The organism is Acidovorax sp. ACV01 (genome assembly GCF_014851495.1).
GTDB classification, from domain to species: domain Bacteria; phylum Pseudomonadota; class Gammaproteobacteria; order Burkholderiales; family Burkholderiaceae_C; genus Acidovorax; species Acidovorax radicis.
On record NZ_JACUZT010000001.1, the window covers coordinates 634298 to 649076 of the forward strand.

At 63.9% G+C, this 14779-nt stretch carries 12 protein-coding genes; 6 read left to right on the top strand and 6 right to left on the bottom strand.

Annotation, left to right across the window (positions count from 1 at the left end):
* Positions 1-105 precede the first annotated feature (105 nt).
* Genes IB243_RS02925 through IB243_RS02935 form a run of 3 tightly spaced genes read left to right on the top strand, consistent with a single transcriptional unit; the run spans position 106 to position 1178 of the window.
* Positions 106-408 (top strand): DUF883 family protein, encoded by a 303-nt coding sequence (locus IB243_RS02925; protein WP_010458410.1) that lies wholly within the window; start codon positions 106-108, stop codon positions 406-408.
* Between the two features lie 42 nt (positions 409-450).
* Positions 451-846 carry a phage holin family protein gene (locus tag IB243_RS02930; protein WP_192424851.1) on the top strand — a complete coding sequence of 132 codons (396 nt, stop codon included), beginning with the start codon at positions 451-453 and terminating at the stop codon, positions 844-846.
* Positions 846-1178 carry a hypothetical protein gene (locus IB243_RS02935; RefSeq protein WP_010458408.1) on the top strand — a complete coding sequence of 111 codons (333 nt, stop codon included), beginning with the start codon at positions 846-848 and terminating at the stop codon, positions 1176-1178. The genes IB243_RS02930 and IB243_RS02935 overlap by 1 nt, the downstream gene beginning before the upstream one ends.
* Before the next feature lie 108 nt (positions 1179-1286).
* Here IB243_RS02935 and IB243_RS02940 read toward each other — a convergent pair whose 3' ends face one another.
* Positions 1287-2339 carry a quinone-dependent dihydroorotate dehydrogenase gene (locus tag IB243_RS02940; RefSeq protein ID WP_192424853.1) on the bottom strand — a complete coding sequence of 351 codons (1053 nt, stop codon included), beginning with the start codon at positions 2337-2339 and terminating at the stop codon, positions 1287-1289.
* Between the two features lie 37 nt (positions 2340-2376).
* Here IB243_RS02940 and rpiA point away from each other — a divergent pair, with 37 nt between their 5' ends.
* Entirely contained in the window at positions 2377-3066 is a 690-nt protein-coding gene (gene rpiA, locus IB243_RS02945; RefSeq protein ID WP_057271696.1) for a ribose-5-phosphate isomerase RpiA, read from the top strand.
* A 125-nt stretch (positions 3067-3191) separates the two neighbouring features.
* Here the strand turns inward: rpiA and IB243_RS02950 are convergent, their stop codons facing one another.
* From IB243_RS02950 to IB243_RS02970, 5 genes are all read right to left on the bottom strand, one after another.
* A complete protein-coding gene (locus tag IB243_RS02950; RefSeq protein WP_192424855.1) occupies positions 3192-3863 on the bottom strand; it encodes a glutaredoxin domain-containing protein in 672 nt (223 codons plus the stop codon).
* A 67-nt stretch (positions 3864-3930) separates the two neighbouring features.
* A complete protein-coding gene (locus tag IB243_RS02955; protein ID WP_192424857.1) occupies positions 3931-6000 on the bottom strand; it encodes a M3 family metallopeptidase in 2070 nt (689 codons plus the stop codon).
* 72 nt (positions 6001-6072) lie between these two features.
* Positions 6073-6927, bottom strand: coding sequence for a bifunctional methylenetetrahydrofolate dehydrogenase/methenyltetrahydrofolate cyclohydrolase FolD (gene folD / locus IB243_RS02960; protein WP_057224265.1), 855 nt, complete (start codon positions 6925-6927; stop codon positions 6073-6075).
* A 72-nt stretch (positions 6928-6999) separates the two neighbouring features.
* A complete protein-coding gene (locus IB243_RS02965) occupies positions 7000-7626 on the bottom strand; it encodes a response regulator transcription factor (protein WP_007848524.1) in 627 nt (208 codons plus the stop codon).
* Positions 7623-10184, bottom strand: a complete 2562-nt coding sequence (locus tag IB243_RS02970) for a PAS domain S-box protein (protein WP_010458399.1) — start codon at positions 10182-10184, stop codon at positions 7623-7625. The genes IB243_RS02965 and IB243_RS02970 overlap by 4 nt, the downstream gene beginning before the upstream one ends.
* A gap of 167 nt (positions 10185-10351) precedes the next feature.
* Between IB243_RS02970 and aceE the strand changes: the two genes are divergently transcribed.
* The gene (gene aceE, locus IB243_RS02975; RefSeq protein ID WP_192424859.1) at positions 10352-13072 is read left to right on the top strand and encodes a pyruvate dehydrogenase (acetyl-transferring), homodimeric type; all 2721 of its coding nucleotides are present in this window, start codon (positions 10352-10354) and stop codon (positions 13070-13072) included.
* A gap of 18 nt (positions 13073-13090) precedes the next feature.
* Positions 13091-14779, top strand: coding sequence for a dihydrolipoyllysine-residue acetyltransferase (aceF, locus tag IB243_RS02980; protein ID WP_192424861.1), 1689 nt, complete (start codon positions 13091-13093; stop codon positions 14777-14779).

A 14779-nucleotide genomic window follows, 5' to 3' on the forward strand; every position in this document is an offset into this window, starting at 1 on the left:
CGTCCTACGAAGGGGAACAGGGCGGATGGCTAAGATGAACCGGTGCTCTGCTAGGCCATGCCGACAGCGCTGACTGATTTTTTTGTTGCTTAAAGAAAGGCTTGTATGACTGCTTCCGACACCACCACGACCCAGGGCGAACTGGAAAAGCTGGTTTCTGATCTGCGTGGGCTCCTGGCCAACAAAGATCTTGATGCGGTCCCGGAAATCAAGCTGCTGCGCCAGCGCCTTGACGATGGCATGCACAACGTGCGCGAGTCGGCAGTGCGTGCGGCGCAAGATGCCGCCCGCCAGGCCAAGGACGCTGCCCTTGCGGCCGACCGCTATGCACACGATGAGCCATGGCGCGTGGCAGGTGCCGCGCTGGCCGTGGGTGCGCTGGTGGGCTTCCTGCTTGCGCGCCGCTGATCTTGGCTGGCAGGGCTCGGTCGCACAACACAGGGGCTGCGCATGAACTGGCTTTCCCTTCTGGGGCTGGAGTCACTGGTGGCCCGTTGGCGTGCCAATGTGATCGAAGGCGCCATCGCTGCCGAAGACCGCATGGACCTCGCCCGGCTGGAGTGGCAGGATCAGAAACAGCGGCTGCAGCAGATGCTGGTGCTGACCATTGTGGTGGCAGGGCTCACGGTGGTGGCATTGATCATGCTCTCGTTGGCGGTGCTCGTGAATTTTTGGGATACGCCCCATCGCACCCTGGTGGCCTGGCTGGTTGCGGCTGTCTGGACCGTGGGTTGGGCTGCCACACTGATGTCGCTCATTTCCGTCGCGCAGAAGGCGGGCAACGGCTTTGCTCTCACGCGCCGCGAGCTCGCGCAGGACTGGCGTGACATCAAGGAGCGTTTGTAATGGCGACATCCCATCCATCCCCCTCCGTAGCGCCTCAGCCCGTCGTTCCCCCGCCTACTGCCGAACAGCAGAGGCTTCTTGACCGCATTGCCATGCAGCGAGACCGCCTGCGCGCCCGCAGGGCTGCGCGGGCACAGTCGCTGGCCTTGGTGCAGCGTGAACCGGGGGCGGGCGGCATTGACGAATCCTTGGTGCTTCGCGCCGCAGGGTTCGCGCGGGAGCATCCCCTGGCAGTTGCGGCCATGGCAGGGGTTGCCTTGGTGGCAGGGCCGCGCCGCCTGATCCGATGGGCGGGCGTGGTGCTGCCCATGCTGATGCGGCTCCGACGCTAGGCGGGTGCTGCATGCCTCTGTTCAGAGGCGCCTGCTTCTCGTAAATTGAAAAGAGCCGCTGACCACAGCGGCTCTTTTTTGTTTCCGGGTCAATGGGGCAGCCTGGACTCAACCCATGGCCTTGATGGCCTTTGCTGCCTTCACCACCAATGCAGGGCCTTCATAGATCAGTCCGGTATAGATCTGCACCACGTCGGCGCCCGCGCGGACCTTGCTGACCGCATCCTCGGCACTCATGATGCCGCCCACGCCGATGATGGGAAAGCGGCTGCCCAGCGCGGCGCGCAGTTGACGAATGACCTGGTTGCTTGCCTCTAGCACCGGGGCTCCGCTCAGGCCGCCGGTTTCCCCGGCATGGCGCAGGCCCTGTACCGCAGTGCGGCTGATGGTGGTGTTGGTGGCGATCACGCCGTCCATCCCATGGCGCTGCAGTGTGGCGGCGATCACGGACACCTGGGCTTCATCAAGGTCGGGGGCAATCTTCACAAACACCGGCACGCGGCGACCATGCTGTGTTGCCAGAGCCTCACGCCGCTCGGCGATAGCACCCAGCAAGGCATCCAGGGCCGCATCGCTTTGCAGTGCGCGCAGGTTCTGGGTGTTGGGTGAACTGATGTTGACCGTCACGTAGTCGGCGTGGGGGTAGACGCCTTCCAGGCAGGCCAGGTAGTCGCTGGTGGCATTCTCGATGGGGGTGGTGGCGTTCTTTCCGATGTTGAGGCCCAACAGGAGGGGATGTTTGCGACTATGTGATCGAAAGCGCGCCTGCTGTACGTTGTGCAAGAAGGCGTCCAGGCCTTCGTTATTGAAACCCAGACGGTTGATCAGCGCGCGGGCTTCGGGCAGGCGGAACATGCGCGGCTTGGGGTTTCCCGGCTGCGCCTTGGGTGTCACCGTGCCCACCTCCACAAAGCCGAAGCCCATCGCGCCCAGGGCGTCGATGCAGCGGGCGTTCTTGTCCAGGCCTGCTGCCATCCCGACGCGGTTGGGAAAGGTCAAGCCCGCCAGTTCCACGGGATCGTCCACGGTTTCATTGCACCAGGCCCACTGCAACGGTGTGCGCTGCCCGCGCGCCAGCATGTCCATGGTGAGTTCGTGGGCGGTCTCGGCATCCAGGCCAAAGAGAAAGGGGCGGGTGAGGGCGTAGGGGATCAGGGACATGGAGGGATAATTCAAGGATTACCCCTGATTTTCTCCCATGACGACCACTCCTTCCCTGACCCAAGACGAACTCAAGACCCTGGTAGGCCAAGCGGCGCTGCAATATGTAGTGCCTGGCGAGATTGTGGGCGTAGGCACCGGCTCCACCGTCAACAAGTTCATCGATGCGCTGGCCACCATCAAGGACCAGATCAAGGGAGCTGTATCCAGCTCGGTGGCCAGCACGGAGCGGCTGAAGGCGCTGGGGATTGCAGTGTTGGATGCCAACGAGGTTCCAGCGCTGTCGGTCTACATCGACGGTGCCGACGAGATCGATGGCAAAGGCCATATGGTCAAGGGCGGTGGCGCTGCGCTGACGCGCGAGAAGATCGTCGCTGCACTGGCGAGCCGCTTTGTGTGCATTGCCGACGAATCCAAGCTGGTTCAGGCGTTGGGGCAGTTTCCTTTGCCGGTTGAGGTGATCCCAATGGCGGCCAACCACATTGCGCGGCGTTTTGCGGCGATGGGTGGCCAGGCACAGTTGCGGCTGCGGGACGGGCAGCCCCTGGTGACCGACAACGGTCAATACATCCTGGATGTCCGCGGGCTCTCGATCACAGATCCGCTGGCGTTCGAGTCCGATATCAACCAATGGCCCGGTGTGGTGACGGTGGGAGTCTTTGCCCACCAGAAGGCGTCGGTCTGCCTGCTGGGCACGGCGCAAGGCGTCAAGACGCTCACATACTGATTCCTGGCTTCAGCAAACATTTTGCGCGCAAAGGAAAAGGGGCCTGAAAAGGCCCCTTTGTTTTGACAGCCCACGCCAGCTTGTTCCCGGTTTGGAGCTGGCAGGTTTCCCGCGAATTGCGTGGCTTAGAACCGGATACCCGCCGGATTGCTGGGTGTCGGTCCATCGTTGACGGGTGCGGGGGGACGCGGACGCGCCCTGGAAGGCGCTGTGGGAGTGGCTGGGTCTGACGATGCGGGAGTCGTTGCAGGTTCTGCTGTCGCTTTCACGGCAACCAGCGGCGTGGGCGCAGGTTGGCGGTAGTTTCTGGGCAGAGCCGATTGTTTGGGGTAACCCGCCGCGTCCAGGTATTGGACCCATTCCCCTTCAGAAAAGCCTGCGAGCTGCTGGCCGCCGATGGTGCCAAAGGGCAGGCCGGTACCGCCGCTCAGCCGTTGAAGCGCCGCGATGTCCTCGTTGCTGGACACGGTGCGCTCGGTGAAGGGAACACCCCGAGAAGTGAGCAGGTTGCGCGCGGAGGTGCAAGGCGGGCAGTCGTTGCCGGTGTAGATCGTGACAGGAAAGCGGTTGGCGATCTGGCGCAGTTCGTAGGGCAGCGCGCCGTTGGCGGCAGCGGGTGCCTCGGTGGCCGCGCGGGCAGGTTGCGCGTTGGCGTCGGCGGGTGGGCGGTCCGAAAACGTCACCTTGCCATCCGGGCCGACGATGCGGTAAACGCCTTGCGCCTGCACGCTGGCGCACGCCAGCGTCATCAGCAAGGACGCCAGCAGGGGGGCGGTCAACGGCTTGTGCATGTTCATTCTCCTCACTCCTTCGTGGTCATCAGGCCTAGAGCGCAGGGTGTGCACGCCAGGGCCATGGTTCGGTTCAGGCTGTTGACTCTTCGGCCATGCCCTGGTGGCGCAGCAGGGCGTCCAGGCTGGGCTCGCGGCCCCGGAAGGCCTTGAACGATTCCATCGCAGGGCGGCTGCCGCCGGCTTCCAGGATGGCCTGGCGATAGCGGCGGCCCGTTTCGATGCTGGGCAGGCCATCGCTCCCAGAGGTTTCCTCGAAAGCAGCATAGGCGTCTGCACTCAGTACCTCGGCCCATTTGTAGCTGTAGTAGCCAGCGGCATACCCGCCCGCAAAAATATGGCTGAAAGTGTGTGCAGTGCGGCTGAATGCCGGGGGTTGCAGCACGGCCACTTCGCGGCGCACCTGGTCCAGAAGGGGCATGATGTCCTGGGCCGGGTCGTGTTCGGTGTGCAGCAGCATGTCGAACAGCGAGAACTCGATCTGGCGCAGCGTCTGCATGCCGCTCTGGTAGTTCTTGGCGGCAATCATCTTGTCGAACAGCGCGCGGGGCAGGGGCTCTCCCGTGTCCACATGGGCCGTCATGTGCTTGAGCACATCCCATTCCCAGCAGAAGTTCTCCATGAACTGGCTGGGCAGCTCCACCGCATCCCACTCCACGCCGCCGATGCCCGAGACGTCACGCTCGTTCACCTGGGTCAGCATGTGGTGCAGGCCGTGGCCAAACTCGTGGAAGAGGGTGATTACGTCGTCGTGCGTGAGCAGTGGCGGTTTGCCGTCCACACCACTGGCGAAGTTGCACACCAGGTGCGCCACCGGGGTCTGCAGCACGCCCGTGTCGGGGCGCAACCAGCGTGTGCGCACATCATCCATCCAGGCGCCGCCACGCTTGCCGGTGCGTGCGGGCTGGTCGAGGTAGAACTGGCCTACCAGCTGGGGGCCCTTGTGGGTACCTTCCGGATGCGCGCGCTCGATGCGGTAAAACTCGACGGCCGGGTGCCAGACAGCAGCTGTGTCGCGTCGGATGGACACCTCGAACAGGGTTTCGATGATCTTGAACAGGCCCGCCAGCACCTTGGGCGCCGTGAAGTACTTCTTGACCTCCTGCTCGCTGAAGGCGTAACGCGCTTCCTTGAGTTTTTCGGAAATGTAGGGCCAGTCCCAGGCCTGCGGATCGGCAAGACCCAGGTGTTCGGCGGCAAACGCGCGCAGGTCGGCGATGTCCTTCTCGGCGTAGGGGCGGGCGCGGCGGGCCAGGTCACGCAGGAAGGTGATCACCTGCGCCGGTGACTGGGCCATCTTGGGCACCACGGACACTTCACCAAAATTGGCGTAGCCCAGCAGTTGAGCCTCTTCGCGGCGCAGTGCCAGGATTTCGCTGATCAGTGCCGTGTTGTCGAATTTGCGCGCGTCGCCCTCAGCCTGGTCGGAGGCACGGGTCACATAGGCACGGTAGAGCTTCTCGCGCAGTTCGCTGCGCGCGGCAAACTGCATGACCGGCAGATAGCAAGGCATCTTCAGGGTGAACTTGTAGCCTTCCTTGCCGTCTGCCTGTGCTGCGGCCAGCGCGGCCTGTTGCACATCGTCTGGAATGCCTTCCAGTTCTTCGGCCGTGGCGTAGTAGGCGTAGGCGTCGGTGGCATCGAGGGCGTTTTCGCTGAATTTCTGGCTCAGCTCGGCCTGGCGCTCCTGGATCTGCGCAAAGCGTTCCTTGGCGGCACCGGTCAGTTCTGCGCCGCTCAACACAAAGTTGCGCACCGCGTTCAGGTGGGCCTGACGCTGTTCCGCCGTCAAGGTGGCGGGGTCGATGGCCTTGTATTTGGCGTACAGGCGTTCATCGGCACCCAGGCGCGTCCAGAACTCGGTGACCCGGGGCAAGGCGGCGTTGTAGGCTGCGCGCAGTTCGGGGGTGTCGGCCACGCTGTTGAGGTGGCTGATGCTGCCCCAGGCAGTGCCCAGTCGCTCGGTGGCCACATCCAGCACTTTCGCAATCGCGTCCCAGCGGGCCGGAAAGTCGGGGGCGGTGACGGCCTCCAGCGCCGCGTTGGCGCGCTCAAGCAGTACATCCACCGCAGGCGCCACGTCCTGCGGTGTGATGCGGTCGAAATGGGGGAGGTCCGAGAAGTCGAGAAGGGCGTTGCTCATGCGAAATCAGATGGCGCCAGATGGCGCAGGTTCAAGTTGCAAAGCAGCCGGCATCGACGGCACTGACCCAGGTCAGTGCGCTGCGGTGCGCTCGGCGGCTTCGATGGTGTTCACCAGCAGCATGGTAATGGTCATGGGGCCAACCCCGCCAGGCACGGGGGTGATCCAGCCGGCCACTTCCTTGACGCCGTCAAAGTCCACGTCGCCGCAGAGCTTGCCTTCGTCGTTGCGGTTCATGCCCACGTCGATCACCACGGCGCCAGGCTTGACCATGTCGGCGGTCAACACATTGCGTTTGCCCACTGCGGCCACGATCACATCGGCCTGCAGGGTTTGCGCCTTGAGATCCTGGGTGGCGCTGTGGCAAATGGTGACGGTGGCGTTCTGGCCCAGCAGCATCAGCGCCATGGGCTTGCCCACGATGTTGCTGCGGCCGATGACCACGGCGTGTTTGCCCTTGAGGTCGTAGCCGATGCTTTCCAGCATCTTCATGCAGCCATAGGGTGTGCAGGGCCAGAAGCCGGGCATGCCGGTCATCAGGGCCCCGGCGCTGGCGATGTGAAAGCCGTCCACATCCTTGGCGGGCGAGATGGCTTCGATCACTTTCTGCGCATCAATGTGTTTGGGCAGGGGCAACTGCACCAGGATGCCGTGGATGGCCGGGTCGTTGTTGAGTGCTTCCACGCGGGCCAGCAGCGCGGCTTCGGTCATGTCGGCCTCGTACTTTTCGAGGACGGAGTACAAGCCGCTGTCTTCGCAGGCCTTGACCTTGTTGCGCACATACACCTGGCTGGCAGGGTTGTCGCCCACCAGGACGACGGCCAGGCCGGGCTTGACGCCGCGTGCCGCCAGGGCAGCGGCGCGTTGCGCCACGTCGGCGCGCAGTTGGCGGGAAAGGGCGTTGCCGTCGATGGGTTGGGCTGTCATGTCAGAAAATATCAATCGAATTGGACTCTGGCGCTTTATTGATAAGCGCTAGCAGCTATCAAAATATGAGTATCAGCCCTTGGGGGCATTCTGGCCGAGAGCGATCTTGAGCAGATCGGCCACGGTGTTGGCGTTGAGCTTTTCCATGATGTTGGCGCGGTGCGCCTCCACCGTCTTGATGCTGATGCCCAGGTCGTCGGCGATCTGCTTGTTCAGGCGACCGGCCACGATGCGTTCGAGCACCTGGGCTTCGCGGCTGGTGAGCTTGGACAGCAGGGCATCGCGGCTCGCGGCCTGCTGATAGCCGGCGAAGGCTTCGCGGGCGTGGTCGAGCATGCGCTCGACGAGGCCCACCAGTTCTTCCTCGTCAAAAGGCTTTTGGATGAAATCCAGCGCGCCTTTTTTCATGGTGTTCACGGCCATGGGCACGTCGCCGTGGCCGGTGATGAACACGATGGGCAAGGGGGACTTGCGCTCGATCAGGCGGTCCTGCAGCTCCAGGCCCGTCATGCCGCCCATGCGGATGTCCACAATCAGGCAGGCGACTTCGCGCGGGTCGTAGCGTGAGAGAAACGTCTCGGCCGAATCAAAGCAACGCACCCGATAGTCCTTGCCTTCCAGCAGCCACTGCAGGGAATCGCGAACTGCCTCGTCGTCGTCAACAACGTAGACAGTGCCTTTTTTCGGAATCAAGCTCATGCAATTGTCCTTGGTTTTTGATTGTTTGCTACAGAATTTGTAGTGGCATCAGCAGGCTTGGCAAGCGGCAGCCAGAAGGAGAACCTGCAGCCCGTGACCTCTGATCCATTGTAGAGGTTCTCCGCCAGCATCCTGCCCTGGTGTGACTCGACGATGCTGCGGCACAGATTGAGGCCCATGCCCATGCCTTCTTCCTTGGTGGAGAAGAAGGCTTCGAACAGGCGCTCCAGCACCTCGGGGGCGAGGCCCTTGCCGGTGTCCTGCACCGAGAACTCCACCACTTCGCGGTCTTCGATGTGCTTGGGCACCACGCGCAGCTCCACGCTGCGACCCGAAGGTGGGCGGTTGGCGTGCTGGATGGCTTCGGCGCCGTTCTTCATGAGGTTGACCAGCACCTGCTCGATCAGGATGGTGTCCACCATCACGGGCGGCAAGCGGGCGGCCACATAGTGCGTCAGGCGCACGTTGTGCCGGCGCAGCTCGATGTCGGCCAGCTCCACGGCTTCGTTGACCATCGAATGCACGTCGGCCAGGGTGCGGTTGGGCTCGCTCTTTTTCACAAAGGCCCGGATGCGCTGGATGATCTGACCCGCGCGCTGGGCCTGGTGGGCGGTCTTCTGCAGCGCCGTGAGCAGGGCTTCCTCGGTCAGCTGGCCGCTCTGGATGCGCGAGACCATGCCGCTGCAGTAATTGTTGATGGCCGTGAGCGGCTGGTTGAGTTCGTGCGCCACGCTGGAGGCCATCTCGCCCATGGTGATGAGGCGGCTGACGGATTGGGCGCGCTCGGCCTGGCGCGCCGCCTGTTCCTCGGCCTGGCGGCGGGGGGTGATGTCGGTGGCAATCACCATCTGGGCCAGGCGGCCATCCACCCAGTTGAGGTAGCGCGAGCGCACTTCGAGCCACTTTCCCAGGTCGGGCAGGTAGATTTCAGCGTTCTCGGTGCGGGCACTGGTGAGCGGGTCGGTGGGCAGGCCCATGAGCCCGTCTTCGTCGTCCATGCCCGTGTGCTCCGTGCCCGCCACGGGCACCACGCCGGCCTGCGCCACCAGCTGCAGGTGCCCACCCGTCTGCGAGCCGAACCATTGGCGGTAGAGCTTGTTGGCGAACAGCAGTTCTTCGCTGCCCAGCGGTGCCACGGAGACCGAGGCGTCGAGCGACTCCAGCACGATGGTGAAGCGCTCGTGCGATGCGGAAAGCTGTTCGCGGATGCGGTTGGGCTCGGTGATGTCGGTCATCGAGGTCATCCAGCCCGTCTGCTGGCCGTGCGCATCGATCAAGGGCGACACATAAAGCCGCGCATCGAACAGGGTGCCGCTTTTGCGCCGCACCCGCACCTGAAAACCGCCGACGATGGTTTTGCCCGACAGTTCGTCGCGCAGCTTGGCGTGCAAGGCCTCGTGGTCGGAGTCGGGCCAGTAAGGGAAGGGCGCTTTCAGGCCCACCAATTCGGCCTCGCTCCAGCCGGTCATCTGACAGAAAGCGGCGTTCACGTAGGTGATGCGGCCTTCCATGTCCAGCGCGCGCATGCCTGTCAGGATGGAGTTCTCCATCGCGCGGCGGAAGTTCGTCTCGGCAACCAGGGCCTGCTGGGCTTGCATGCGGCGGCGGGTGTGGCGCCAGGTGGCGATCAGCATCCAGGCCGTCATGGCCGAAAGCGTGCCCACCAGCCAGAACAGCCCGCTGCCCACCACGCCCAGCGAGGTGCGGTAGGCCTGTGCCTTGAGCACCAGCCCGTTGCCCACCGGAGAGACGGGCACCTCGTATTCGTTGGCGCGAGTCGTCCACGGCAGAAGCTGGGTGGCCGTGTTGCGTGGGCCCAGAGGGGTTCCGGCCAGCACCTGGTTCTTGCCATCGAGCAGCGTGACGGCGTAGCGCGCCAGCACCTCGGTGGGCGTGCCATAGCGCAGCAGGCTGTCGATGGAGTATTCGCCCAGCACCACCCCGCTGAATTTGCCCTGGTTGTTCAAAGGCACCTGCAACTGGAGCAACGGGGTTGAATCGCCCGAGGTTGCGGCCGGCTGGGCGTACACCGGCTGTTGCAGGTCGCGGGCCAGGCCAAAGGTGTCGGCCGTGTCGCCGGGTTTGAGCACTTCGCCGGCAATGCGCAACTCGCTGCTGGCCAGCGTGGGCGCTGCATGGCTGGCACGGATGCGGCGGCGCTCGTCGATCCAGGTGATCGCCTGCAGTTCGGGGTATTGGCTGATCAGGCTCTCGGCACGGCTTACAAACTCCGCGCGTTCCAGCTCCTGGTTCGACAGGTCGCGTGCAATGCGCATGAGCTGTTCCTGCCGCTCCAGCAGCCGCAGGCGCACGCGCTGTTGCGCGTATTCCACGTCACGCCGTAGGGCTTCTTGTTCGCGCTCGGCCTCTTCGGCGCGCAAATACCAGAACGCCGCCACGATGGCAGCCAGAAACATCAGCACCGCGGCCAGGGGCGCCAGCGCCGCGAACCGGTCCTGCCGGGTGGGCGACAACCCGCGCCACCACTTGCGCCACCAGCGGGCGGGCGCTGCCACGACCATGGCCGTGGAGGAGGGGTGAGGGGGCAGGGAGTCCATCCTCCAAGTGTAGGGGAGCCGTGGCCCGCCATCGCGGCCATGGGTAATGTGCGTTTGCAGCATTTTCTTGCAATATGAAATGCATGGGCACCATTTGAAATTGCAGAAAAATATGCGAAACTAGAGCCAACGTACTAAATTGCTGCCACACCTACAGGAGACAAAGCATGTCAGCTCAGCCCGACCCCCAGGCCGGAAACGGTAACGCGCCCGCCACCGACATCGACCAGCAGGAAACCCGTGAGTGGATGGATGCGCTGTCCGCCGTCATCGACAAAGAGGGGGCCGAGCGCGCCCACTACCTGTTGGAGCAATTGCTGGAACATGCCCGCCAGAACAGCGTGGACCTGCCGTTCTCGGCCAACACCGGCTACGTGAACACCATCGAGCCCGGCATGGAGGCACGCAGCCCCGGCAACCTCGAAATCGAACAGCGCTTGCGCGCCTACATGCGCTGGAACGCCATGGCCATGGTGGTCAAGGCCAACCGCCACCATCCACCCGAGGGCGGTGACCTGGGCGGCCACATCGGCTCCTTTGCTTCGCTGGCCAGCATGTTCGGAGCTGGCTTCAACCATTTCTGGCATGCCGAGAGCGAGAACCACGGCGGTGACCTGCTCTACATCCAGGGCCACGTGTCGCCTGGCATCTATGCCCGCGCCTACCTCGAAGGCCGCCTGAGCGAAGACCAATTGCTCAACTTCCGCCAGGAAGTGGATGGCAAGGGCCTGTCGAGCTACCCGCACCCCAAGCTCATGCCCGAGTTCTGGCAGTTCCCCACCGTGTCCATGGGCCTGGGCCCGCTGATGGCTATCTACCAGGCGCGTTTCCTCAAGTACCTGCACGCCCGTGGCATCGCCAATACCGAGAACCGCAAGGTCTGGGTGTTCTGCGGCGACGGTGAGATGGACGAGGTCGAATCCCTGGGCGCCATTGGCCTCGCCGCGCGCGAGAAGCTCGACAACCTGGTGTTCGTCATCAACTGCAACCTGCAGCGGCTGGACGGCCCCGTGCGTGGCAACGGCAAGATCATCCAGGAGCTTGAAGGCGAGTTCCGCGGTTCTGGCTGGAACGTCATCAAGCTGATCTGGGGCAAGGGCTGGGACGCGCTGCTGGCCAAGGACCACGACGGCGCGCTGCGCAAGCTCATGATGGACACGAACGACGGCGACTACCAGGCCATGAAGGCCAACGACGGTGCCTACGTCCGCAAGAACTTCTTCGGCCGCGATCCACGCACGCTCAAGATGGTTGAGCACATGACCGACGACGAGATCTGGAACCTGCAGCGCGGCGGCCATGATTCGCAAAAGGTGTACGCGGCCTTCCATGCCGCGCAGAACCACGGCGGCCAGCCTTCCGTCCTGCTGATCAAGACCGTCAAGGGTTTTGGCATGGGCAAGATTGGCGAGGCCAAGAACACCGTCCATCAGACCAAGAAGCTCAGCGACGAAGACATCAAGGCCTTCCGCGACCGCTTCAACATCCCGGTCCCGGACAGCCAGCTTGCCGAGCTGCCGTTCTACAAGCCGGCCGACGACACCCCGGAAATGAAGTACCTGCACGAGCGCCGCAAGGCCTTGGGCGGCTACCTGCCACACCGCCGCGTGAAGGCCGACGAGAGCTTCACCGTGCCCGCACTGGACACCTTCAAGGCTATCCTGGAGCCTACGCCCGAAGGCCGCGAAATCTCCACCACGCAAGCCTACGTGCGCTTCCTCACGCAGCTGCTGCGTGATCAGGCCCTGGGCCCCCGTGTGGTGCCAATCCTCGTGGACGAAGCCCGCACTTTCGGCATGGAAGGCCTGTTCCGCCAGATTGGCATCTACAACCCCGCAGGCCAGCAGTACACCCCGGTCGACAAGGACCAGGTCATGTACTACAAGGAAGACAAGGCCGGCCAGATCTTGCAGGAAGGCATCAACGAAGCCGGTGGCATGAGCAGCTGGATCGCCGCGGCCACGTCGTACAGCACGAACAACCGGATCATGATCCCGTTCTACGTGTACTACTCGATGTTCGGTTTCCAGCGCATCGGCGATTTGGCGTGGGCTGCCGGCGATATGCAGGCGCGCGGCTTCCTCTTGGGCGGCACCTCGGGCCGTACCACCCTCAACGGCGAAGGCCTGCAGCACGAAGATGGTCACAGCCACATCCTGGCCAACACCATCCCGAACTGCGTGAGCTACGACCCCACCTTCGCGCACGAAGTGGCTGTGATCATGCAGCATGGCCTCAAGCGCATGGTGGAGCTGCAGGAGAACGTGTACTACTACCTCACGCTGCTGAACGAAAACTACGCGATGCCGGGCCTCACACCCGGCACCGAAGAGCAGATCATCAAGGGCATGTACCTGTGCAAGCCCGGTGTGGACAGCGCCAGCGCACCCCGCGTGCAACTGCTGGGCTCGGGCACCATCCTGCGCGAATCGTTCTTTGCGCAAGAATTGCTGGCCTCCGACTGGGGTGTGCAGGCCGACGTGTGGAGCTGCCCGAGCTTCAACGAGCTCACCCGCGACGGCCAGGACGCCGACCGCTGGAACCTGCTGCACCCGCTGGAGACACCGCGCGTGCCATTTGTGGCGCAGCAGCTGGGCGCCAGCAGCGGCCCCGTGGTGGCATCCACCGACTACATGAAGGCTTACGCCGAGCAGATTCGCCCGTTCGTCCCCAAGGGCCGTACCTACAAGGTGCTGGGCACCGACGGTTTTGGCCGCAGCGATTTCCGCAGCAAGCTGCGCGAGCACTTCGAGATCAACCGCCACTACATCGTTGTCGCCGCACTCAAGGCGCTGAGCGAAGACGGCGTGCTGCCTGCCACCAAGGTGGCCGAGGCGATTGCCAAGTACAACATCCAGGCTGACAAGATCAACCCGCTGTACGCATAACAGAACCGGAGACAAACAATGGCATTGGTAGACATTCAAGTCCCGGACATCGGGGATTTCGACGAAGTGGGCGTGATCGAGTTGCTCGTGAAGCCCGGCGATACCGTCAAGGCTGAGCAATCGCTGATCACGGTGGAGTCCGACAAGGCGTCGATGGAGATTCCCTCCAGCCACGCAGGCGTGGTCAAGGAACTGCGCGTACAGATTGGCGACAAGGTCAAGCAAGGCTCGGTGGTGCTGACGCTGGAAGTGCAGGGCGCTGCGCCAGCGCCAGCCCCCGCATCGGCTGCGCCGGCACCTGCCGCAGCCCCCGCATCGAAGGCTGCCCCAGCCCCGGCGGCTGCTGCACCTGCTGCAGCCCCGGCTGCAGCAGCAGGCCCAGTGGAAGTGCGCGTGCCCGACATCGGCGACTTCAAGGACGTGGCCGTCATTGAGCTGCTGGTCAAGGTCGGCGACACCATCAAGCTCGAACAATCGCTCTTCACCGTCGAGTCCGACAAGGCATCGATGGAGATCCCTTCGCCCGCCGCTGGCGTGGTCAAGGAGCTCAAGGTCAAGATCGGCGACACCGTCAACATCGGTGATCTGGTGGCCATGCTGGAAGGCGTGGCGGGCAGTGCCCCCGTAGCTGCTCCGGCCCCGGCAGCGGTGGCTCCTGCAAGCCCTGCGGTTGCCGCTTCTGCGCCGGCCCCTGCGGTAGCTGCTGCCGCAGCCCCGGCGGCCGCCACAGCCGCCGTGCCCGCGCACCAGCCCGGTACGCCCACGGCCGGCTTGCCCCACGCCAGCCCGTCTGTGCGCAAGTTCGCCCGCGAACTCGGTGTGCCACTCGAAGAACTCAAAGGCACTGGCCACAAGGGCCGCATCACGCAAGACGATGTGCAGGCCTTCACCAAGCAGGTGATGAGCGGCGCCGCCCAGACCAAGGCGCAGGCTGCCAAGGCTCCGGTGGCCAGCGCTGGTGGCTCCGGCGTCGGCCTCGATCTGCTGCCCTGGCCCAAGGTGGACTTCACCAAGTTCGGCCCGGTGGAGCGCAAGGACCTCTCGCGCATCAAGAAGATCAGCGGCGCCAACCTGCACCGCAACTGGGTCGTCATCCCGCACGTCACCAACCACGACGACGCGGACATCACCGACCTCGAAGCCTTCCGCGTGCAGTTCAATAAAGAGAACGAGAAGAGCGGCATCAAGGTCACCATGCTCGCCTTCATGATCAAGGCCGCCGTGGCCGCGCTCAAGAAGTTCCCCGAGTTCAACAGCTCGCTCGACGGCGACCAGCTGGTGCTCAAGCAATACTTCCACATCGGTTTTGCGGCCGACACGCCCAACGGCCTCGTTGTGCCCGTCATCCGCGACGCCGACAAGAAGGGCATCGTCCAGATCTCGCAAGAGATGGGCGACCTGGCCAAGAAGGCCCGCGACGGCAAGCTCGGCCCGGCCGACATGACCGGTGGCTGCTTCTCCATCAGCTCGCTGGGCGGCATTGGCGGGCGTTACTTCACGCCCATCATCAACGCGCCCGAAGTCGCCATCATGGGCGTGTGCAAGAGCAGCATCGAGCCGAAGTGGGACGGCAAGCAGTTCGCGCCCCGCCTCATGCTGCCCCTGTCGCTCAGCTGGGACCACCGCGTGATCGACGGCGCTGCCGCCGCGCGCTTCAACGTGTACTTTGCCTCGCTGCTGGCGGACTTCCGCCGCATCGTGATGTAA